Source organism: Brevibacterium aurantiacum, from assembly GCF_007558825.1.
Lineage (GTDB): Bacteria > Actinomycetota > Actinomycetes > Actinomycetales > Brevibacteriaceae > Brevibacterium > Brevibacterium aurantiacum_A.
On sequence record NZ_VLTK01000002.1, the window covers coordinates 11,253 to 32,507 of the forward strand.

General features: G+C 62.9%; 19 protein-coding genes and 1 tRNA gene. 15 read left to right on the forward strand and 5 right to left on the reverse strand.

Annotation, left to right across the window (positions count from 1 at the left end; translation table 11 throughout):
• Positions 1-4: 4 nt before the first annotated feature.
• The 4 genes from FO013_RS02535 to FO013_RS02550 are packed head-to-tail and all read left to right on the forward strand — an operon-like array spanning position 5 to position 5,065.
• Positions 5-952, forward strand: coding sequence for an ABC transporter permease (locus FO013_RS02535; RefSeq protein WP_143921023.1), 948 nt, complete (start codon positions 5-7; stop codon positions 950-952).
• Positions 949-1,851, forward strand: coding sequence for an ABC transporter permease (locus tag FO013_RS02540; RefSeq protein WP_143921024.1), 903 nt, complete (start codon positions 949-951; stop codon positions 1,849-1,851). The genes FO013_RS02535 and FO013_RS02540 overlap by 4 nt, the downstream gene beginning before the upstream one ends.
• Positions 1,844-3,613, forward strand: a complete 1,770-nt coding sequence (locus tag FO013_RS02545) for a dipeptide ABC transporter ATP-binding protein (protein ID WP_143921025.1) — start codon at positions 1,844-1,846, stop codon at positions 3,611-3,613. Before FO013_RS02540 ends, FO013_RS02545 begins: the two co-directional genes overlap by 8 nt.
• Positions 3,614-3,664: 51 nt before the next feature.
• Positions 3,665-5,065, forward strand: a complete 1,401-nt coding sequence (locus tag FO013_RS02550; RefSeq protein ID WP_143921026.1) for an amidase — start codon at positions 3,665-3,667, stop codon at positions 5,063-5,065.
• A 116-nt stretch (positions 5,066-5,181) separates the two neighbouring features.
• On the opposite strand, the gene FO013_RS02555 is transcribed toward FO013_RS02550, so the two are convergent.
• On the reverse strand, positions 5,182-6,855 hold the full coding sequence (locus FO013_RS02555; protein ID WP_143921027.1) for a zinc ribbon domain-containing protein: 1,674 nt from the start codon (positions 6,853-6,855) through the stop codon (positions 5,182-5,184).
• A gap of 116 nt (positions 6,856-6,971) precedes the next feature.
• Between FO013_RS02555 and FO013_RS02560 the strand changes: the two genes are divergently transcribed.
• Complete coding sequence (locus tag FO013_RS02560; RefSeq protein ID WP_143921028.1) at positions 6,972-8,246, forward strand: cell division protein PerM; 1,275 nt, start codon at positions 6,972-6,974, stop codon at positions 8,244-8,246.
• A gap of 107 nt (positions 8,247-8,353) precedes the next feature.
• Here the strand turns inward: FO013_RS02560 and FO013_RS02565 are convergent, their stop codons facing one another.
• The gene (locus FO013_RS02565; RefSeq protein ID WP_143921029.1) at positions 8,354-8,800 is read right to left on the reverse strand and encodes a hypothetical protein; all 447 of its coding nucleotides are present in this window, start codon (positions 8,798-8,800) and stop codon (positions 8,354-8,356) included.
• A 107-nt stretch (positions 8,801-8,907) separates the two neighbouring features.
• Here FO013_RS02565 and purN point away from each other — a divergent pair, with 107 nt between their 5' ends.
• The 4 genes from purN to FO013_RS02585 all read left to right on the forward strand — a co-directional run bounded on the left by purN (position 8,908) and on the right by FO013_RS02585 (position 11,829).
• Positions 8,908-9,528 carry a phosphoribosylglycinamide formyltransferase gene (gene purN / locus FO013_RS02570; protein WP_143921030.1) on the forward strand — a complete coding sequence of 207 codons (621 nt, stop codon included), beginning with the start codon at positions 8,908-8,910 and terminating at the stop codon, positions 9,526-9,528.
• A gap of 49 nt (positions 9,529-9,577) precedes the next feature.
• On the forward strand, positions 9,578-11,161 hold the full coding sequence (gene purH / locus FO013_RS02575; RefSeq protein WP_143921031.1) for a bifunctional phosphoribosylaminoimidazolecarboxamide formyltransferase/IMP cyclohydrolase: 1,584 nt from the start codon (positions 9,578-9,580) through the stop codon (positions 11,159-11,161).
• 136 nt (positions 11,162-11,297) lie between these two features.
• Entirely contained in the window at positions 11,298-11,507 is a 210-nt protein-coding gene (locus FO013_RS22755; protein WP_260847936.1) for a hypothetical protein, read from the forward strand.
• Positions 11,508-11,646: 139 nt separating this feature from the next.
• Complete coding sequence (locus FO013_RS02585; protein WP_143921033.1) at positions 11,647-11,829, forward strand: antitoxin; 183 nt, start codon at positions 11,647-11,649, stop codon at positions 11,827-11,829.
• Between the two features lie 169 nt (positions 11,830-11,998).
• Here the strand turns inward: FO013_RS02585 and FO013_RS02590 are convergent, their stop codons facing one another.
• The gene (locus FO013_RS02590; RefSeq protein WP_143921034.1) at positions 11,999-14,578 is read right to left on the reverse strand and encodes a UvrD-helicase domain-containing protein; all 2,580 of its coding nucleotides are present in this window, start codon (positions 14,576-14,578) and stop codon (positions 11,999-12,001) included.
• A gap of 135 nt (positions 14,579-14,713) precedes the next feature.
• Positions 14,714-15,133, reverse strand: coding sequence for a hypothetical protein (locus tag FO013_RS02595; RefSeq protein ID WP_143921035.1), 420 nt, complete (start codon positions 15,131-15,133; stop codon positions 14,714-14,716).
• A gap of 63 nt (positions 15,134-15,196) precedes the next feature.
• On the opposite strand from FO013_RS02595, the gene FO013_RS02600 reads away from it, so the two are divergent.
• The 6 genes from FO013_RS02600 to pth all read left to right on the forward strand — a co-directional run bounded on the left by FO013_RS02600 (position 15,197) and on the right by pth (position 20,459).
• A tRNA-Gln gene (locus tag FO013_RS02600) sits at positions 15,197-15,268 on the forward strand.
• 33 nt (positions 15,269-15,301) lie between these two features.
• Complete coding sequence (gene glmU, locus FO013_RS02605; protein ID WP_143921036.1) at positions 15,302-16,759, forward strand: bifunctional UDP-N-acetylglucosamine diphosphorylase/glucosamine-1-phosphate N-acetyltransferase GlmU; 1,458 nt, start codon at positions 15,302-15,304, stop codon at positions 16,757-16,759.
• Positions 16,752-17,723, forward strand: a complete 972-nt coding sequence (locus FO013_RS02610) for a ribose-phosphate diphosphokinase (RefSeq protein ID WP_143921037.1) — start codon at positions 16,752-16,754, stop codon at positions 17,721-17,723. Before glmU ends, FO013_RS02610 begins: the two co-directional genes overlap by 8 nt.
• Before the next feature lie 128 nt (positions 17,724-17,851).
• On the forward strand, positions 17,852-18,892 hold the full coding sequence (locus FO013_RS02615) for an alpha/beta fold hydrolase (RefSeq protein ID WP_143921038.1): 1,041 nt from the start codon (positions 17,852-17,854) through the stop codon (positions 18,890-18,892).
• 158 nt (positions 18,893-19,050) lie between these two features.
• Positions 19,051-19,686, forward strand: a complete 636-nt coding sequence (locus FO013_RS02620; RefSeq protein ID WP_143921039.1) for a 50S ribosomal protein L25/general stress protein Ctc — start codon at positions 19,051-19,053, stop codon at positions 19,684-19,686.
• A 173-nt stretch (positions 19,687-19,859) separates the two neighbouring features.
• Positions 19,860-20,459: an aminoacyl-tRNA hydrolase gene (pth, locus tag FO013_RS02625; protein ID WP_143921040.1), complete on the forward strand. Its 600-nt coding sequence runs from the start codon at positions 19,860-19,862 to the stop codon at positions 20,457-20,459.
• Positions 20,460-20,486: 27 nt separating this feature from the next.
• On the opposite strand, the gene FO013_RS02630 is transcribed toward pth, so the two are convergent.
• Positions 20,487-21,239: a rhomboid family intramembrane serine protease gene (locus FO013_RS02630; protein ID WP_143921041.1), complete on the reverse strand. Its 753-nt coding sequence runs from the start codon at positions 21,237-21,239 to the stop codon at positions 20,487-20,489.
• Between the last annotated feature and the right edge of the window lie 16 nt (positions 21,240-21,255).

Genomic DNA, 21,255 nt, shown 5'->3' on the forward strand with positions numbered 1-21,255 from the left:
ACCCATGATCACCTATGTGGCCAACCGTGCGATCCAGTTCGTTCTGGCGCTGATCGTCGCCTCTGTGGTGGTCTTTGCACTCATGAGCATCCTGCCCGGCAACGCCGCGCAGGTCGCTCTGGGAACGAATGCCACACCTGATGCGGTGGCAGCTCTCGAAGCTCAGTACGGTCTCGACCAGCCGCCGGTCATCCGCTATTTCAATTGGGTCGTGGGCATGCTCAGCGGCGACTTCGGAACCTCATATGTGACCGGGGCCGCGATCACCCCGGTCATCGTCGGCAGCGTCCAGGTCACCGCGATTCTCGTCATCGCCGCGATCATTCTCGCGATCGTCATCGCCGTTCCCCTGGGTACCTTCGCGGCCCTCGAACAGCGCAACTGGATCGGTGTCACGATCTCCGCGCTGAGCCAGATCGGCATCGCCGTGCCGAACTTCCTGGCCGCCATCATCCTCGTCATCATCTTCTCCCTGACGCTCGGCTGGTTCCCCTCCCAGGGGTGGATGGCCCCGGTCGAAGGATTCGGCGGGTTCCTCATCCGTCTGGTGCTTCCCGTCGTGTCTCTGGCACTCGTCCAGGCTGCGATCCTCACCCGGTACGTGAGATCGGCGGTCCTCGACGTCATGCGTGAGGACTACATCCGCACCGCCCGGGCCAAAGGCCTGACCCGAACCAAGGCCCTGTTCGTCCACGGACTGCGCAATGCCGCCATTCCTGTCATCACCGTGGCCGGGGTTCAGCTCGCGACGCTCCTCGTCGGCGCCGTCATCATCGAACAGATCTTCGTCATCCCCGGCATCGGCTCCGAACTCGTCCGAGCCGTGGCCAACCGCGACCTCGTCACAGTCCAGGGAATCGTCATGGTCCTCGTCTTCCTCGTGCTCATCATCAACCTCATCGTCGACGTGCTGTATCCGATCGTCGACCCTCGGATCAGGAACGCGTCATGAGCGGGATCCCGAGCACCACCTCGGCGGTGGATGCCCCCGTGGATCGGGGCAGTCGTACGAAGCTTCGGCTCAACGCCTCGATGATCATCGGTGCCATTCTCATCCTCCTCATCGTCGCGCTCGCACTCGTGTCCTTCGTGTGGACACCCTACGGTCCCAGCGCAGTCGATCCGGCCGCACGGCTGCAGTCTTCGAGCCCCGAGCACCCCTTCGGCACCGACAAATTCGGCCGCGACACCCTGACATGGATCATGTACGGTGCCCGAATCACCCTCATGGTCGGAATCGTGGCCGTCGGCATCGCCGTGCTCATCGGCACACCCATCGGCATCATCGCCGCAGTCTTCGCACAGTACCCGTGGGGTGCGTGGCTGAGTGCGGTGATCATGCGCGCCAACGACATCCTGCTCGCCTTCCCTGCTCTGCTTCTGGCGATCGTCTTCGCCGCCGTCTACCAACCGGGCACGGGACCGGCCATGGTGGCCGTGGGAATCGCTGCCATTCCCGGGTTCGCCCGCGTCGCCCGCTCGGGCACGATGCAGGTACTCGGCTCCGAATATGTGCGCGCGGCCAAGGCCTCGAACCGGAGCGCCCCGGCGATCGCGATCGTCCACGTCCTGCCCAACATCGCCGGAATGGTCATCGTGCAGGCCTCTGTGGCATTCGCGATCTCCGTCCTCGCCGAGGCGGGCCTGTCCTTCCTGGGACTGGGCACGCAGGCTCCTGTGCCGTCCTGGGGACGGATGCTGCAGGAGTCCCAGCAGTTCCTGTCCACTCAGCCGCTGCTGGCGCTGTGGCCCGGACTGTTCATTGCCCTCGCCGTGCTCGGGTTCAACCTCCTCGGCGACGGACTCCGCGACCGATTCGACCCGAAGATGGAGGCTCGCGGCAATGGCTGAGAACCTGCTCGAGGTCCGCAACCTCACCATCACTCCAGCAGGCGCCGAGGCACCTGTTCTCCACGACGTGTCTCTGAGCCTGGCCCCCGGTGAGAGGGTCGGACTCATCGGCGAATCAGGGTCGGGAAAGTCACTGACGGCACAGTCTGTGATGGGACTGCTGCCCGAAGAGCTGCGGGCGCAGGGCACCGTGTCGCTCCAGGGCTTTGCCGGAAACATCCTTGATGCGAAGGAGAGGACCCTCGCCAAGATGCGTTCGGACCTCGTGTCCATGGTGTTCCAGGAGCCGATGAGCGCACTCAACCCGCTGATGCGCATCGGCGACCAGATCGCCGAGGTGCTTCGCATCCATGGGGAAGTGGCCCGCGGTGACATTCCCGGACGAGTCCTCGACCTGCTGACTAGCGTGCACATGCCCGATCCGAACAGTGCCCGCTACGCCTACCCGCACCAGATGTCGGGTGGTCAGCGACAGCGTGTGATGTTGGCCATCGCCCTGGCGAACTCGCCGCGGCTGCTCATCTGCGACGAGCCGACCACCGCACTCGACGTCACGGTGCAGAAGCACATGCTCGACCTCATCTCCGAACGCGTCGCCGCAGTGCAGGCAGGACTGCTCTTCATCACCCACGACCTGGCCGTCGTCGCCGGAGTCTGTGACAGGGTCATCGTCATGTACGCCGGTCGCATCGTCGAGACCGGGAGCGTGGAGCAGATCTTCACCGACCCACAGCACGATTACACTCGCGGACTGCTGGCATCCTCTGACCTCGATGCCACTGACGCGCACGGGAAGCTCTTCACTCTCAAGACCGCACTGTCATACGCCGGACCGATTGACGAAGCAGGGTCAGGTGAGGACGTTGCGTCGGACGACGAGGACGAGCAGTCCGATGGGCCAGCCGTTGCGCGAGAGCCTGCACCCGCCTCGGCGGGGGAAGCATCCACAGGCGACGGATCCGCACCGCTCATCGACGTCAGCGGAGTTTCGAAGCACTTCCGCTCGCGAGGCCTGCTGCTGCGACGACGATCCCCAGTTCGCGCACTCGATGACATCAGCTTCAGCGTCGCTTCCGGACAGCGCCTGGGAATCGTGGGGGAGTCGGGGTCGGGCAAATCGACCTTGCTCAACATTCTCTCCGGATTGGATCGTCCGACCTCAGGGCATGTGCGGGTCGGCGACATCCGTGTGGAGTCGGCGAGCTCATCGGCGCTGAGGTCGCTGCGCGAGGATCTGCAGATCGTCTTCCAAGATCCCTTCGCCTCCCTCGACCCCCGCATGCGGGTCGAAGACATCGTCTCCGAACCTCTCATCGCACGCGGTATCGCACGAGAAGAGCGACTCGCCAGGGTCGAGGAGATGCTGCTGGCCGTGGATCTGGACACAAAGGCGATGCGCCGCTACCCGCACCAATTCTCCGGCGGACAACGACAGAGGATCTCGATCGCCCGGGCGCTGGTGACCCGGCCGCAGATCCTGGTCGCCGATGAACCAGTCTCCGCCCTCGACGTCTCCGTGCGCTCCCAGGTCCTCAACCTGCTCACCGACCTCGTCGATGACTACGCGCTGACCCTGCTCTTCGTCTCCCACGACCTCGGCGTCGTCAAACACCTCTGCTCCGACGTCATCGTCATGAAGGACGGGCACATCGTCGAAGCAGGGTCGACAGAGGACATCTACGCCCACCCACGTGAGGAATACACCCGCAGCCTAATCGCGGCCACCCCCAGCCTGGCCGGTGCGCTTGCCTCAGCCACCTGAGTCCGCACCTGCGCCACTGACCTCAAAATGCCACAGAAGAAAGGACGGCAGATGAGCCACACCACGCTTGCCGACCACACAGCAGAAGCCATGACCAGCGGCTACACCTCGGGAGACTTCGATCCACTCGAGGTTCTCTCCGCAGTCGTGGACCGGATGGACGAATGCGAACCCGTCATCAACGCCCTCCACCACCGCGACGATGAGCGCTCCCGCGCTGCAGCAGAAGCCAGCGCCACCCGTTGGCGCGAGGGCCGATCTCTGAGCCCCCTCGACGGGGTCCCGGTCACGATCAAGGAGAACATCGCCCGCAGCGCAGTGACGATGCCCAGCGGGCATGCCTGGGTCGAGGTGCCGGTGTCGACTCACGACGCGCCCATCACGCAGCGACTCGAAGAAGCCGGCGCGGTCATCATCGGATCGACGACGATGCCCGACTGGGGCATGCTCTCCTCCGGCGTCTCCTCACTGCACGGCATCACCCGCTCACCCCTCGACCCGAGCCTGACCACCGGCGGTTCGAGCGCAGGCGCAGGTGCCTCCGCCGCAGCCGGCTACGGTCCCATCCACATCGGTTCCGACATCGGCGGCTCGATCCGCCTGCCCTGCACCTGGCTGGGACTGGCAGGCCTGAAACCCAGCTTCGGCCGGGTTCCGCTCGACGCCCCGTACATGGGCCGATGCGCCGGGCCGCTGGCCAGAACGATGGCCGACGTCAAGGCCGCGATGGACGTCATCTCCGCCCCCGACGACCGTGACTACTCCAGCCTGCCAGTCTCCGCCGACGAGGCTTCCGACCGTCCCGACTTCGACCCGAAGGGGATGAAGATCGGACTCCAGCTCGATGCCGGATGCGGAGAACCCGTCAACCCGGAGATCGTGTCCACCATCGCCGAGGCTGCTGACCGCTTCGCACAAGCCGGAGCCGTCGTCGACACCGTCACCCCGTTCATCGATGATGAGCTGCTGAGAGACATGGACCTGTTCTGGCGTGTGCGCTCATGGAGTGACCTCCGCGCCCTGCCAGTAGAGGAACAGGCCCTCATCCTGCCCTACATCCAGCAATGGGCCCAGGGCGGGGCCGACGTCACGGGACTGCGCCTCATGGAGTGCTACCACAGCGTGCAGGAGATCAGACGTCGCAGCGTGGCAGCCACAGCAGCCTACGACCTTGTCATCTCGCCCGTCTCACCCGATGCAGCGTTTCCAGCCGAACAGCCCATGCCCTACCCGAAGGTCGACGAACCGATGGGACACATCGGCTTCACCATGCCCTACAACATGTCGGAACAGCCAGCAGGTGCCGTCCTCGCCGGCTACACGAAGGACGGGCGCACCATCGGCGCTCAGATCTCGGGACGTCGTTTCGCCGATGAGTTCGTGATGGCGGCCGGGTCCTGGTTCGAACGGGCAGCAGGAGTGCCGACGCCTGTCCGGGCTTCGATGAGCTGACCACGACACAAAGGAGGGCCTGAGTTCTGCAGAACTCAGGCCCTCCCTGCTGCGCGTTCTCACTGTGGTGAGGCCACCTCGGCGAGAGCGGCGACGAACGTCATCGGCGAACCGAATCAGAAGTCGAAGAACTCAACCGAGAGCTTATCTCCGTTGATCTTCACGCTGCCGGAGACCGACAGGGTGTTGCCATTGGAGAAGTACGAGGAACCGGCCTTCTGGCCCTGCACAGTGAAGTCGAACTTGCCCGGCTTCTTGGTGAAGAACGAACCGGTGTTCGTGTCACCTGAACCGAAGCTCGCCTCAACCTCTGGCATGTCCTTCATGTCCCACTCGGCGGTGTTCTTCTTCGCCAGATCGGCCAGCTTCTTATCGGAGCCGCCGACAGGGATCTCAGTCGGATCGAACTTGATGAACTTGCACTTGGGCTTGATGTCCTTGTTGTCGAAGCACTTCTTGAGCTCCTTCTCGACCTGCTTCTGAACTTCCTTCTGGAAGGCACCAGTGGGTGCGAGATCAAGATTGAGCGTCGTCGGAGCCACCTCTTCATTGTTCGGCTTATCACCCGGAGCGAAGGCCTGCGGGAAATTCACCGCTGCAGTGTCTTTGGCTTCACCGACCCATTTGCTCTTGGGGATCGAGAAATCATAGCTGCCCGGGTAGACGGCGAATGAGGTGGTGCCCGCCTTCGCCTTGTAGTCGTTGCCATTGACGCTGAGGCCATCAGAGGCAGGGATGTCGAGCGCGATGACGTTGAGCGCAGGCCCGGTCAGCGACCACTTGTCGAAGAAGAGATCCTGCTTGCCGTCCCTCTTCGCCTTCAGCTCGACGTTGTATTTGGAACCGTCGAGATCGTAGGAGACGACGACTGTGCCCTTGTCACCATCGACCTTAGAAGACTCGACCTTTGCATTCTCGACCTTCGCCGAGGACGCGTCGGTGAAATCCTTGGACAGGAGGTCCAGATTCGTTCCCTCCGGACGAGGCGAGGGCGCGATCTTCTCAGCAGCAGCGAAGTCACCCTTGCTCAGAGCCGATACATAGTCCTCGGCAACCTTGTCGGGGCCATAGTTGTTCTTATTGACCGTGTTGACGACGAGGAACCCGACGAGGACGAGAACGATGACGAGCGCCACGGAACCCAGAGCGATGAAGAGAGGCATCCTGCTCTTCTTCTCAGAGTTGGCGTCGGCACGCGTAGCGGTGGCTGCAGAGCCGGCGAATCCAGGAGCTGGCGCCGGCTGTGGAATCGCCTGGGACTGGCCGGGGCCCGAACCCGTCCGCTGTCCATTCGGACCCGAACCAGTCTGGTAATGGCCGGATGGACCCGGCTGAGCCGACTGACCTGGCTGGCCGGACTGATAGGACGAATTCTGTGCCGAGCCCGACTGGTACGGACCGCCTGGGTAGGGTGCGCCGCCCTGGTGCTGACCGCCCTGGTACTGGCCGGGCTGCTGCTGTCCGCCGGGCTGTTGTCCGCCGTTGTAGTTCGGAGCCTGATTCGAGCTGGCCTTCTGCACCTCGGGGCGCGGCGGCTGGGGCTGCTCGGGCCCGGGGGGCTGTTTGCTGTTGGGCTGAGAGTTTGCAGCGAATGGAGGAGCCTGGTCGTCGCGGTAGGACGGTGCCTGTTCGGGACCGCGGGCGGGCGCCTGCGAGCCGGAGCTGCCTGTGTCCACCGAATCACCAGTGCTGTTGTCCGCCGACGTCTCCGAACCCGATCCCGTTCTGTTGTTCTCGGGTGGGTTCTTGGGAGGTGGCGGGAAATTCGGTTCGTCGTTCCCGTTGCTCATCGTTGGCTGCATCCTTCTTGTCTACAAGCGTGTCCTGGCGCAATTGTACTTCCCACTGCAGAGAATCGCGCGGTCAATACCAGGAAGAGGGCGCCGTGTCAGCGAAAATGGTGGAGATGCACACTTCTCCTCACCCTCGGACCCATCGCCATCCAGTTCTGTTGGGACTGCTGGAGGCACTGCGAATCGACCTCATCGTCGTTCCCGCGGCTTTCGTCATCGCCACCGTCTTCTGGATCATCGGCCTCGGCTCACAGTTGCCGTATTCGATCATCTCGGAGTGGGCGTTCGCCCTGTGGGGCGTCGTCCACGGACTGAACGTGTCGACGATGGGCTTCGACTTCTCTCTGGCGCCGAGCCTGGTCACGTTGGGCGTGTGGTTCTTCTTCGCCACCGGTGCCAAGCGGCTGGTCGCGCGCTTCACAGAAGCAGATCCCGATGACGCCGATGGCCTGGACACATCCTGGTGGAAGCAGGTCCTTCTCGCGGTGGCGACCTACGCCGTCGCCTATGCCGTGCCTCTGAGCGTATTGGCTCTTGTGGTGGGGGAGGGGACGCTGGCACCATGGGGCTTCTTCCGCCTTGCCCTCATGCTGCTGTCCGCCTCGGCGGCCGGCTTCCTGTGGGTCCGCGGTGTCGACGACATCCCACGGTTGCAGGATCTCGACAGCGAGGTGTGGGACTCAGGGGCCCGTCTGGTCAAGAGACTGCTCTGGGGAGCAGCATTCCTCTCGGTCCTCGTCATCGCCGTCGGCATCGTGCTGAGGTGGGACGAATTGACCCAATCGCTGCAGGGTTACAGCTCCCCGCTGTCTGCCGGTGTGGGTCTGCTGGTCATTCAGATTCTCTTTGCTCCGGGAATCCTCTTCGCCTCATTGTCCTGGATCGCAGGCACAGGCGTGAGCGTGGGAGACGGGGCCCTGAGCTCGGTGTTCCATACTGCGGCAGGACCCGTTCCGCACGTTCCGGTGCTCCAGCTGCTCGTCGGCGACTATCCAGAGTGGACGAACGCGGCGCCGGTGCTGCTCGTACTGCTCGGAATCCTCAGCGTCATCCTCGGGCGAGATCATGCCCGCCTGGTGATGCTGGCTTCATGGCCCGGTCTGGCCACTGCGGCAGTCAAGCTCTTCGTCGTGCTCCAGGTCCTTGCGATCTTCGCTCAAGGTGCCATGGGGCCCGTGGGCCTCTCGAGGTTCGGACCCTCGCCGCTGACATCTGCGGTGGTCATCACCGCATGGGTGGTGCTGGGGATGGCCGGGGGTCTGTTCCTGACCAGGCTCTCGGATATGCAGGCCGGAGCCAGGGCCGCCGATGAGGAAGACGGCATCGACGACGAGCCCTTCGGTCACATCGCCGATGAACGAAGCGCCGACTATTCAGACGAAGACTGAGCTCAGACGAAGTACTGAGTCGGGCGCGAGGACTGGCGGCGAAGACCGGCATCGGTCCAAACGGGGAGAGCTGAGCCGGATGACCGAGGCTCCGGTCAGCGGAGGCCTCAGTTCGTTCCGGGCAGTTCCTGGCCGGTCAGCTGCTTGAACCAATCGCCGAGGCCGGTCTGATATTCCGTCGTGCAGGAGAGCTGGGCCTGCTGCGTGATGGCATCGCGCACGCACTCCTCATACTTCGACTGGACTGGCCAGAGGACAACGGACGACAGCGTCGAGAAGATGAGGTAGAGGCTGAGCAGGCCGCCCAGAATGCCCAGGGACATGTTGCGCTTCTGCTTCGTCCTGACCACGGCGATGATGTAGCGGATTGACCACACGATGGCCGCAATGGCGAATGCAATCGCCGCGACCTTGAACGGAAGCGGATACGTGAACGTCAGGACGGAGGCGAGGATCAACAGGATCAGGACCAGGCCGTGTCGAGCGGGCGCGGCCTGCTTCTCCTCTTCGGGAGTGGGCGCGCTTTTCTCTTCAGTATTGTTTGGTGACGTCACAGCAATAGTTTGTCACAGTCCACTGACAAAAGCCTTGGCGGAGGTCAGCATCCGCATTCTTGAGGCCCGCGACCGACAGCAGATGATTCAAACGTTAGAATGGGTCCGTGCGCATCGTTCTTCTGGCATCCGGCTCGGGTACCCTCACGCAGGCAGTCATCGACGCATTCGCCGAATCGGAGCATGGAGTCGAGATCGTCGGGGTCGGTTCCGACTCACAGACGGCGGGTGTGGTCGACCGGGCGAAAGCCCACTCGATCCCCACTTTCGTCGTGCGACCCAAGGACTGCGCAAGTCGTGAGGACTGGAACATCCAATTGCGCGACGCCGTCGCGGACCTGTCGCCCGATTGGGTGATCTCCGCAGGATTCATGCGGATCCTCGGCCCGGATTTCATTGCGGCCTTTCACAACCGGATCATCAACACACATCCGGCTCTGCTGCCAGCATTCCCCGGCGCCCACGGAGTCCGTGATGCGCTTGCCCACGGTGTGCGCATCACAGGAGGCACCATCCACCTCGTCGACTCCGGGGTCGATACGGGCCCGATCATCACCCAGTTCGCGGTTCCCGTCGGCGACGAGGACACAGAAGACACGGTGCACGAACGCATCAAAATCCAGGAGAGAGCCGAGCTCGTCCGTCTCCTGACCCACCTCGCCCACAACGACCTCGTCATCGATGGGCGGCATGTCAGCGGATATGCCACCTCGGCGTCCCCAGCCTGACCCACGCACCAACCGCACGAAACGGCAATCGAGCCTTCAAGGAGGACTTGTGACAGGAACCCGCGCGATCAAGAGAGCGCTCGTCAGCGTCTACGACAAATCGGGATTGGAGGACCTGGCCCGCGGACTGCAAGCCGCCGGTGTGCAGATCGTGTCCACCGGTTCGACAGCAGCGAAGATCGCCGAGGCGGGCGCTGCGGTCACGAAGGTCGAAGAGCTGACAGGATTCCCCGAATGCCTGGAAGGCCGGGTGAAGACACTGCACCCGCGAGTCCACGCCGGCATCCTCGCCGATTCGCGCAAGCCGGATCACATGAGCCAGCTCGAAGAGCTCGAGATCGAGCCCTTCGACCTCGTCATCGTCAACCTCTACCCCTTCGCTGAAACGGTGGCCAGTGGAGCCGGCTTCGACGACTGTGTGGAGCAGATCGACATCGGTGGTCCCTCCATGGTGCGGGCAGCGGCGAAGAACCACCCGAGTGTCTCCGTCATCACTGATCCCAGCGACTACCCTGCTGTCATCGAAGCGGCACAGGGACAGGGCTTCGATCTCGACGCCAGGCGAGGCTTCGCCGCCCGCGCCTTCGCCCACACTGCTGCCTATGACACGGCCGTTGCTTCCTGGTTCGCATCCGAACTCACTTCCGGTGCACAGCAGGCTGAAGCCGAAGATGCAGCCTCGGCCACGGGCAAGCCCGCCTTCGCTGGTGTGACTGGGGAGAAGCTGAGAGACCTGCGCTACGGCGAGAACCCTCATCAGGCAGCGGCAGTGTATTCCGATGGCACCCGTGGAATCGCCGGTGCGAAGCTGCTGGGCGGCAAGGCGATGTCCTACAACAATTACACGGACACCGATGCTGCGATCCGCGCGGCGTTCGACTTCGACCGTCCGGCAGTGGCGATCATCAAACACGCCAACCCCTGCGGAATCGCCGTGGCTGATACTGCGGCCGCCGCACACAAGGCAGCCCACGAATGCGACTCTCTGTCCGCCTACGGTGGTGTCATTGCGACCAACCGGGAGGTCGACGCCGAGCTGGCTGCCTCGATCAAGCCGATCTTCACCGAGTGTCTGGCCGCACCTTCCTTCTCTGCCGAAGCACTGGAGCTGCTGTCGAGCAAGAAGAACCTGCGCCTGCTCGAACTCGGCGACGTCGACTTCGCACCTGCGGAGATCAAGCCGATCACCGGCGGGTTCCTCGTCCAAGACCGGGATGCGTTCCAGGCCGACGGTGATGCTTCGGAGAACTGGACCCTGGCCGCAGGCGCAGCCGCGACCGCCGAGGTTCTGGCCGATCTGGAATTCGCCTGGAAGGCCTGCCGTGCAGTGAAGTCCAACGCCATTCTCGTGGCCAAGGACGGCGCGTCCGTGGGCGTGGGCATGGGCCAGGTCAACCGAGTCGACTCGGCGAAGCTGGCTGTCGAACGTGCAGGGGAGGAGAGGGCCACCGGCGCCGTGGCCGCCTCGGATGCCTTCTTCCCCTTCGCCGACGGTATGCAGATCCTCATCGACGCCGGTATCAGTGCGATTGTGCAGCCGGGTGGCTCGATCCGCGATGATGAGGTCGTCGAAGCGGCCGAGAAGGCGGGGATCACCATGTACCTGACCGGGAGTCGCCATTTCTTCCACTGAGAAGACGAGGGCCCACCCACCACGCCATGCCAGGCGTGGGCGAGGCCCGATCGCCAAGCGCTGGATCTATTGGAAACGGCGCTACTCGAACCCCGTACTCCGCGACTGGGCTCTCCTGGGCTGTCTGCTGGGCATCTTGATTGCGGCCGCATGCACCATCATCGACTTCCGCCTCGGCGCGATCGTCATGGCCGTCGTGCCGGCTGGGCTGGCGACGATGCGTGCGATGCCCCCGCCCTGGGACGAGGTCTGGACCAATCGATCGAAGAGCGTCGACATCGGAACGGGCCTGTTCTTCGCCCTGGTTCTCGTGGCGTTGGCCTTCATCGTTCCGGAGTCACGCTGAAGCTACCGAGAGTCGAAATACCGTTACTTTGTGCATTCCCTGAGAAAGCCGAAAGTTCGGTTACACCAGAGCCGAATAAGTGGCAGGGTGAGTGGTGTAAGAAGGTTCGAAAGAACCTTTTCCATTGAAGGGAGACAGTATGGGACTCGACGATCTGACAAACAAAGCCAAGGACGCCATGAATAGCGACAAGGGTGAAGAATTCAGCGATCAGGGTCTTGACAAGGCTACTGACTTCGCCAATGACAAGACCGGCGGCAAGTTCGAAGACCAGATTAACCAGGGTCGCGACGGAGTCGACGGAAAACTTGGCAACGACTGACTTTTAAATCCATCGCCGCGTCTGGCATGGAGAAGCGCCGAGGTGAATGTATGTTCACCTCGGCGCTTTACTTGTGTCTGCAGGCCTGATTTTCATCTTCAGGCCTGCGATCCGAAGGTCGGCAGACGGTCGGAAGAGCGAGAGCGGGATTCTCCCCGTCGCGGCTATCTCAGCCGAGCTTTTCGATGGGGGCGTAGCGCAGCAGGAGACGCTTCGTTCCCAGGGAGCCGAAGTCGACGACCGCCACTGTCTTGTCTCCGACGCCGTTGACCTCAGTCACGGTGCCGAGGCCGAAGGACTCGTGCGAGACCTTCTCGCCCACCGACACGGTGATGACCTCTCGGTTGGGCCGGATCCGATTCGGGAAACCGGCCACAGGAGACGAGGAGCTCGCGGACCCTGAGCGTGAGCGAGACGAATCGCCCGAGCCCCGAGAGGAACCGAATCCGCCGCCGCGCGAGCCGCTGTAGCCGTGGCCGCCCCCGCCGTAGCCGCCGGAAGAGAAGCCGCCGCCGACGCTGGATGAGAAGGTGCCGGTGCTCTCCCATTCGATGAGATTCTCGGGAATCTCAGCGAGGAACCGGCTCGGTGGGTTGTACTGCGGCTGACCCCACATGCTGCGCGTCTCCGCGCGAGTGACGATCAGACGCTGCCGGGCTCGGGTCAGACCCACATAGGCAAGACGACGTTCTTCTGAGAGCTCATTGGGATTCTCGAAGGAACGCGCATGCGGGAAGCCACCATCCTCGAGGCCGGTGAGGAAGACGACCGGGAACTCCAGACCCTTCGCTGTGTGCAGGGTCATGAGAGTGACCTGTCCCAGTTCGGCATCGGGGATCTGATCCGTGTCGGAGGCCAGCGCCACCTGCTCGAGGAAGGCCTCGATCGACGAATTGCCGGCGGCAGCAGCCGCTGGACTCTGCACATCCGCATCGCCCTCGGTGCTCCCACCGTCAGCTTGGGCTTCGCCCTCGGCGTTCTTGCTCACCGCCGATTCGAACTCGGCATCACCGGAAGCAGCCTCAGACGCGACTTCGGAACCAGCCGCGGTTCCTGTCTCTGCCTCAGCGTCGGCTTCATCAGCGTCATCACCCGTTGCAGCGAGGGCCTGCGTGGCGACGAAGTCTTCAGCCACGGCTACGAGCTCGGCGAGGTTGTCGACACGCGACTCGTCCTGCGGGTCCGTGCTCTTCTGCAGTGACTCGAGGTAACCGCTCTGCTCGAGGATCGCCTCGATGACGCGCGACAGCGGGGCTGCCTCGGCGGTGGCTGCCAGATCACGCATGAGGTCGTAGAACTTCGACACAGAGGTCTTCGCCCGGGCAGACAGATGGACGATCTCATCAAGACGCCCCAGCGCCGAGTAGAAGCTGATGCCCTCACGATCGGCGAAGTCCGCGACGATGCCCTCAGTGCGGTCACCGATGGAGCGTTTCGGGACGTTGAGGATGCGACGCAGGTTCACATCGTCATCTGGATTGGCGACCACGCGCAGATACGCGAGGGCATCCTTGATCTCCTTGCGCTCGTAGAATCGTGTGCCTCCGACGACCTTGTACGGGATGCCGGAGCGCACCAGAGCATCCTCAATGGCGCGGGACTGAGCATTGGTGCGGTAGAAGACTGCGAAGTCACCATAGGTGTACTTGTCATTGTCGATGAGCTCATCGACCCGGTCGACGATGAAGCGGGCCTCCGACTGCTCGTTCTCCGCTACCCAGCCGACGATGGATTCGCCCGTGCCTTCCGATGTCCACAGCTTCTTGTCCTTGCGGTCCTGATTGTTCGAAATCACAGCGTTCGCAGCATCGAGGATGTTCTGCGTGGAGCGATAGTTCTGCTCCAGCAGAATCGTCTCCGCATCGGGGAAGTCCTTCTCGAACTCCACGATGTTGCGCACAGTCGCCCCACGGAAGGCGTAGATCGACTGGTCAGCGTCACCGACGACGGTCAGCTCTGCGCCGGTGGCGCCACCAGCCCCGTCGCCGGCCAGAGACTTGATGAGAGCGTATTGGGCCGGGTTCGTGTCCTGGTACTCGTCGACGAGGATGTGCCGGAACCTTCTGCGGTAGAAATCTGCCACTTCAGGGAAGGCACCGAAGAGATGAACGGTCTCGGCAATGAGGTCATCGAAGTCGAAGGCATTGGCCAGACGCAGGCGAGAGGTGTAGCGCCTGAACACATCGGCGAGGACTTCATCAGCGGGGTTGTTCGGCCGGGGAGTGAAGTCATCCGGCGTCTGCAGGTCATTCTTGAGATTGGAGATCCTATGCAGCATCGACCGAGGCGTGTACTTCTTCGTGTCGATTCCGAGTTCTTTGAGGATCTGAGACACGAGCCGCTGAGCATCCTGGGCATCGTAGATCGTGAAGTTGGTCTTCATGCCCAGCACCTTGGCCTCACGGCGGAGGATGCGCACACATGAGGAGTGGAAGGTCGAGACCCACATCGCTCGCGAAGCGGGTCCGACGATGGAGCGCACGCGCTCAGCCATCTCCTTGGCCGCCTTGTTGGTGAACGTGATCGCCAGGACCTCACCGGGGTGTGCCCGACCGGTCGCCAGAGCATAGGCGATGCGTCTGGTCAGCACGGTGGTCTTACCCGAACCGGCGCCCGCTACGATGAGGAGCGGGGAACCCGTATGGGCAACGGCCTCGCGCTGTCGCGGGTTGAGTCCGGTGAGGAGTTCGGCCGCACGTGAGTCGGCTCCCGGAGTGGCTTCTTCGATGTTTTCAGCTGCAGCAGTCATGTCCGGATCAACGATACCGTCAGCGACTGACGCAGAGAAAAGGCCAGTGGGATAGGCAGAGAAAAAGCTCCCGCCGGCGACCTTGACCAACTGCACGGGTCGCCAGCGGAGCCGGACCCGTCTGGGGCGAGAACCTCAGTGGACGAAGACGGCCACCAGCACGTTGATGATCGCGCCGGCGAAGACCAGGTGAGCCAGCGTCGCCGAGGGATTCTTCACCGCTGTCGACACGGCTGTGTCGGCGTCGCCTCCAGCCGGGGAGGCCCCCGCAGCCGGAGCGGAGGCGAAGGCCTTCTGCTTCTTAATGCCGATGAATGCGAAGACGGTGACGAGAATCGCAATGAGGAGCTTGATGCCGAGCTTCATGTGGTTGACTTCGTCATCGCCCATCTCTGCCAACCCCATCAGCAGAAGCCCGGTGATCAGCTGAAGGTAGGCGCCGTGCAGCATGCCGGGAGCAACTTTGGGAGAGCGGATGAGGGCGAAATATCCGCCCACAATGATCGCCATTCCGATCAGATGCAGGGCTACTAGAATCTCGCGAAGAATTTCCATACGGTTCATCGTAGTGGCATGATGGTGTCTCGTGAGCGCGGGCCCTCAACTGGTGCACGCTGTTCCGCCCTGGTGTAATGGCAGCACGCCGGCCTTTGGAGCCGTGTGGTATAGGTTCGAATCCTATGGGCGGAGCTGGCCCAATCCGACTTGCGAAGGATCCAACACATGTCGCAGACAAGACCCATCGCCGTCATCGTTCTGGCCGCTGGCCAGGGCACCCGTATGAAGTCGACCCTGCCGAAGGTGCTGCATCCGATCGGCGGTCGTTCCCTGCTCCACCACTCGATCGCGGCAGCGGCAGGGGCCACTCCCGAACACCTCGTCGTCGTCGTCAGGCACGAACGCGACCAGCTCGTCTCCCATCTGGACTCACTGCCGATCAGTTCGACGCAGACTGTGCTCATCGCCGATCAGGATGAGATTCCCGGCACCGGCCGCGCAACCGAATGTGCGCTGACCCAGTTGCCCGACGATCTCTCCGGCACCGTGGTCGTGACCTATGGAGACGTGCCCCTGTTGACTGCTGACACGATCAACAGCCTCGTCGAGGTCCACGAGTCCTCGCACAATGCCGTGACGGTCCTGTCCGCCGAGGTGGACGATCCCAACGGCTACGGACGCATCGTCCGCGACGCCTCCGGAGGCCTGCTGCGCATCGTCGAGCAGAAGGATGCCAGCGATGACCAGCGCAGCATCCGGGAGATCAACTCCGGCATCTACGCCTTCGACGCCTCAGCGCTGAGGGACGGTCTCGCCTCACTGACCACGGATAATGCGCAGGGTGAGAAGTACCTCACCGACGTCATCGGATTCTCTCGTGAGGCTGGTCAGTCCGTCGCTGCCACCGCCACCCAGGATCTGTGGCAGGTCGAGGGCGCCAACGACCGTGTGCAGCTGGCCAACCTCGGCAAGGAGCTCAACCGCCGAGTCTGCGAGAAGTGGATGCGTGCCGGTGTGAGCATCATCGACCCCGACACCACGTGGATCGACATGGACGTATCCCTGGGTGAGGACGTCACGATCCTTCCCGGAGTCCAGCTCCTGGGTGCCACCGACATCGGCGCCGGTGCCGTCGTCGGCCCCGACTCAACTCTCAAGGACACCGAGGTGGGTGCCGGGGCACAGGTGGTGCGCACTCATTCGGAACTGGCCGTCGTGGGAGCCTGCGCCAAAGTCGGACCTTTCGCGTACCTGCGTCCTGGGACCAACCTCGGCGAGGATGGAAAGATCGGCACCTTCGTGGAGACGAAGAACGCTGACATCGGACGGGGCGCGAAGGTGCCGCACCTGTCCTACGTCGGCGATGCTGAGATCGGTGAGGGCTCCAACATCGGTGCCGCATCGGTCTTCGTCAACTACGACGGTGTCAACAAGCACCGCACCGTCGTCGGAAAGCACGCACGAATGGGCTCGGACAACATGTATGTTGCCCCTGTCACGGTAGGCGACGGCGCCTACTCCGGTGCGAGCACAACAGTGCGCAAAGATGTCCCTGCGGGAGCGCTTGCCATAACCGTGGCGCCACAGCGTAACCTGGAGGGCTGGGTCGTCAGCAACCGCCCCGGCACACCTGCAGCGCAGGCAGCCGAGGCCGCATCTGAAGGGGAACCGGCAAGTGAATGAAATTACGACGGCGGGCGAAAAGAAGCTCGTCCTGGTCAGCGGGCGCGCGAACAATGAGCTCGCTGAGCAAGTCGCTGAGAACCTGGGGACGGAACTTCTCCCCACTGACATTTACAACTTTGCCAATGGAGAGATCTACGTCCGGTTCTCCGAATCGGTCCGCGGCTGTGACGTCTTCGTCCTCCAGTCGCACTGTGCACCGATCAACGAATGGCTGATGGAACAGCTCATCATGGTCGACGCACTCAAACGTGCCTCGGCCAAGCGGATCACGGTCATCGCACCGTTCTTCCCCTACGCGAGGCAGGACAAGAAGCATCGCGGACGTGAGCCCATCTCGGCTCGCCTCGTGGCTGATCTGTACAAGACGGCCGGTGCTGACCGCATCATCACAGTGGACCTGCACACCGCGCAGATCCAGGGCTACTTCGACGGACCGGTCGACCATCTCATCGCGATGCCGATCCTCGCCGGCTACGTCAAGGACAAGTACCCGACCGAACTGGCAGTGGTCTCACCAGACGCCGGCCGCATCAAGGTCGCCGAGAACTGGTCGAACGCCCTGGGCGGAGTGCCGCTGGCGTTCATCCACAAGACTCGTGACATCACACGTCCGAATGAGACCAAGGCCAACCGTGTCGTCGGTGAGGTCGAGGGCCGCACCTGTGTCCTCGTCGATGACATGATCGACACAGGCGGGACCATAGTCCAAGCCGCCGACGCCTGCATGGCCGCCGGAGCCACCGGAGTCATCGTCGTCTCGACACACGCAGTGTTCTCCGGACCTGCCGTCGAACGCCTGTCGAACTCCGTGGCGCAGGAGGTCATCGTGACGAACACGCTGCCGCTGACTGAGGACAAGATGTTCGACAAGCTCACCGTGCTCTCGATCGCTCCGCTGATCGCCCGCGCCGTGCACGAGGTCTTCGAAGACGGATCGGTCACCAGCCTCTTCGAGGTCTGAGCCACCTTCTGCGATAGTTTTATCTGAATCGAACTCCGAGCCGATCTTTCGGCTCGGGGTTCGATCTGTCTCATCGAAAGCATCGCCTGCCCGGGACTCGACCGACGCTCTACACTGGAGACAACCGAGTGAAGGGAACAGTGACGATGTCGTCCCATGATTACAACCGGTACCGGGTCAGCGTCTCCGGCGGTGAACTGTCCGTCGGTGTCTGGGAGCCTGTGGCCTACGGGCCGGGCCGTGTTCCCACCATCTGCGTCATCCACGGCATCACCTCGAATCATCTGTTCTTCGCCGGTCTGGTCGCAGCACTTCCCGGTGTGCGCATCATCGGGCCCGACCTGCGCGGACGTGCTGACTCCCGTCTGCTGGGCGGACCGTTCGGGATGAGGGCCCATGCCGAAGACGTCCTCGTCGCCATCGACACCTTCGCCGAGCCTGGGCCGGTCACTCTGGTCGGACATTCCATGGGCGGTTTCGTCGCCATGACCTTGGCCGGTATGGGCGCAGGTGTCGATTCCGACGCCGAGGTGGCCGATCGTTTCCGTGGCCCCGTACTCATCGACGGTGGACTTCCCCTGCCGATGCCGCAGGTCGGGGAAGACGAGGTCACCGGGGCGCTCGATGATCTCAACGACCACGATCTCGACACCGATGACCTCATCGCCGCGGTACTCGGCCCCGCGTCCGAACGGCTGTCGATGTCATTCGGGTCGGTCGAAGAGTACCTCGCATTCTTCGCCGCTCATCCTGCCTTCGTCGACGGCCTCGACACCGTGGCCACGGAGAGCTTCGTCTACGATCTCGCGGCCAAAGACGATCACAGCTTCCAGCCCTCGACGTCGATCGAGGCGATGCAGGCCGACTCGGCGGACATGTACACCGGCGGTGCCTTCCGGAACGCACTCGCCCAGATCATGAGCAGCCAGCGGCGCCAGGCCGACGTGACGTTCCTCTTCGCCGAGCGTGACCTCATCGCATCCGAGCCTGGTCTCTACCCACCGGAACTTGTCGTCTCCTACCAGCGGCGGTGGGAGGATCTGACCGTCGTCGAGGTGCCCGGTACGAACCATTACGACATCCTGCTCACGGAGACAGGCATCGACGCCTGCGCCGAGGCTGTGACCGCCCGACTTGGCGCCACCGACGACGGTGGCATAGAATCGTAGGGTTGCCTCGGCGAGGGAAACACATGTTTCCGTTATCGACGCGGTCCTGACCCACAGTGCTGACTGGCCCTTCGGGGCCGAATTGAGACAGCGACAGTGCGGTTGAAGGCTGTTTCGCCGTGGTGCTTGCAAGATAAGTTCACCACGAAGGAGAGAAAATGGCTGACTTCAAACTCATCGCCGAACCCCGCAATGAATTCGGCAAGGGCGCTGCCCGCCGGACCCGTCGCGCAGGACGCATCCCTGCAGTCGTCTACGGACACGGCGGAGATCCTGTGCACATCTCGATCGACGGCCACGCCACCATGATGGCCCTCAAGCACGCCAACGCCCTCTTCGAGATCGAAAGCACCGACGGTGCCAAGAACGTTCTCGCAATTGCTCGCGACGTGCAGACCGACCCGGTCACCCGTCAGATCGAGCACCTTGACCTCATCATCGTCAAGCGCGGCGAAAAGGTCGAGGTCGACGTTCCTGTCCACATCATCGGCGAATCCGCTCCCGGCACCATGGTGCAGCAGGAAGAGTCGACGATTCTCATCAAGGCAGACGCCACCAAGCTGCCTGAGTACATCGAGGTCACCATCGACGGGCGCGCCGCCGGCGAGCACGTTCTGGCCGGACAGGTGGAACTGGCTTCGGGCGTCGAACTCGCTGCTGATCCCGAACTTCTCGTCGTCAACGTCTCGGAAGAGGCCGAGATGGACACCGAGTCGGATGCAGGCGAGACCGAAGAAGAGTCGACCGAAGAGTCGACCGAGGATGCAGCAGAGGAGAAGTCCGAGGACGCGTGACCTCGACTTCTTCCGTCTGCGCGCAGCTTCTGGGCGCAGCCTGAGGTGTGAATTCGGTGGGTCGTTGAAGAGACGGCCCACCGAATTCGTTCTGAGAGCACATAGGGTGCAAGAGTCCCTGGGTGATCGGGTGATCTCGATGAGCAGCGAGAGAGAATGAGCGAAGGACGACGATGACGAACGAAGCTTGGCTGGTCTTCGGCTTGGGCAACCCCGGCCCTAATTACGAATCGACGAGACACAACATCGGGCAGATGGTCGTTGCCGAACTCGCACATCGCATCGGCGTCAATCTGACACGCACCAAACTGCGCGCCAATGTCGGCACATCTCGACTTCCCACAGGTTCAGTTCCCGGAATTCCTGGGCCGCGGGTGGTGCTCGCGACATCGACGGGGTATATGAACGAATCAGGTGGGCCGGTCAGGCAGCTCGCCGACTTCTACTCGATCGACACCGACCGGATCATCGCCGTCCACGACGATGTGGACATCGCCTTCGACACGATCAAGGCCAAGGTCGGCGGCGGAGAGGGCGGACACAACGGACTGCGATCGATGACCTCGGCGCTGGGGACGAAGAACTATCCCCGTATCCGCGCCGGCGTCGGCCGGCCCATGGGACGTCAGGACACCGCAGACTACGTTCTGGGGCCCTTCTCCAAGGACGAACGCGCCACGCTGCCGATCTTCATCTCGGATATCGCAGACGCCGTCGAGACGTACATCGTCGACGGCCTCGAGAAGGTTCAGCTCAAATACCACTCGAAATGAGAATGGCGGTCACCGCTGAGAGACAGGTCACTGCTTGGAGGCAGGTCGTTTCTGCGCCGCGGAGCCCGGACGCTTGCGGTGGATGAGCCAGGCGGCGAGGATGCCGCCGGCGAAGCCGAACAGATGCCCCTGCCAGGAGATCCCGTTATCCTGCGGCAGCAGTCCGAAGATCATCGATGCGCCGTAGGTGATGAAGACGAAGAACCCGATGGCGAAGTACACGATCTTGCGGAGCACATCCTCGGTGAACCAGGTGCGCACCGCCAGGTAGGCGAAGAAGCCGAACACGATGCCCGAGGCGCCGACGACGTGCTGGCCCACAGGAAATGTCGTCAGCCAGGCGCCGAGCCCGGATACGACGGCAGTTATGACGGTGACGAGCCAGAAGCGGCGTGCCCCCTCGACGGCGATGCACAGCCCGAGGATGAGGAATGGGAACGTGTTGGCCATGAGGTGTCCGAATCCCGAGTGCAGGAGGGGAGACGTCACCACTCCGTAGAGGGACAGCGGAGTCCAGGACGCGAGGCTGAACATGTCGAGATCGACTGGCAGGATGGTGTCGACGATCTCAATGGCCCACATGATCGCCAGCAGGATGAGGACAGGGACGAAGCGCGAGAGCCGGTGATCGCGGCTGACAGTGGTCCGCAGATTGGCGACTTCGGGCTGGCCTGCGGGTGGGCGGCCGCCTGACCTGGACGAATCGGGGGCTGTTGAACCATTGCCGAAGATAAACTGGGATTCTTCGGGGGTGAAGCGAGGGGATTGGTTGGAACTCATGTCTCAATTGTCGGTG

Coding starts and splice junctions, on each gene's coding strand:
- FO013_RS02535 (WP_143921023.1), top strand. CDS start 5: ATGATCACCTATGTGGCCAACCGTGCGATCCAGTTCGTTCTGGCGCTG.
- FO013_RS02540 (WP_143921024.1), top strand. CDS start 949: ATGAGCGGGATCCCGAGCACCACCTCGGCGGTGGATGCCCCCGTGGAT.
- FO013_RS02545 (WP_143921025.1), top strand. CDS start 1,844: ATGGCTGAGAACCTGCTCGAGGTCCGCAACCTCACCATCACTCCAGCA.
- FO013_RS02550 (WP_143921026.1), top strand. CDS start 3,665: ATGAGCCACACCACGCTTGCCGACCACACAGCAGAAGCCATGACCAGC.
- FO013_RS02555 (WP_143921027.1), bottom strand. CDS start 6,855: ATGAGCAACGGGAACGACGAACCGAATTTCCCGCCACCTCCCAAGAAC.
- FO013_RS02560 (WP_143921028.1), top strand. CDS start 6,972: ATGCACACTTCTCCTCACCCTCGGACCCATCGCCATCCAGTTCTGTTG.
- FO013_RS02585 (WP_143921033.1), top strand. CDS start 11,647: ATGGGACTCGACGATCTGACAAACAAAGCCAAGGACGCCATGAATAGC.
- FO013_RS02590 (WP_143921034.1), bottom strand. CDS start 14,578: ATGACTGCTGCAGCTGAAAACATCGAAGAAGCCACTCCGGGAGCCGAC.
- FO013_RS02595 (WP_143921035.1), bottom strand. CDS start 15,133: ATGGAAATTCTTCGCGAGATTCTAGTAGCCCTGCATCTGATCGGAATG.
- glmU (WP_143921036.1), top strand. CDS start 15,302: ATGTCGCAGACAAGACCCATCGCCGTCATCGTTCTGGCCGCTGGCCAG.
- FO013_RS02620 (WP_143921039.1), top strand. CDS start 19,051: ATGGCTGACTTCAAACTCATCGCCGAACCCCGCAATGAATTCGGCAAG.
- pth (WP_143921040.1), top strand. CDS start 19,860: ATGACGAACGAAGCTTGGCTGGTCTTCGGCTTGGGCAACCCCGGCCCT.
- FO013_RS02630 (WP_143921041.1), bottom strand. CDS start 21,239: ATGAGTTCCAACCAATCCCCTCGCTTCACCCCCGAAGAATCCCAGTTT.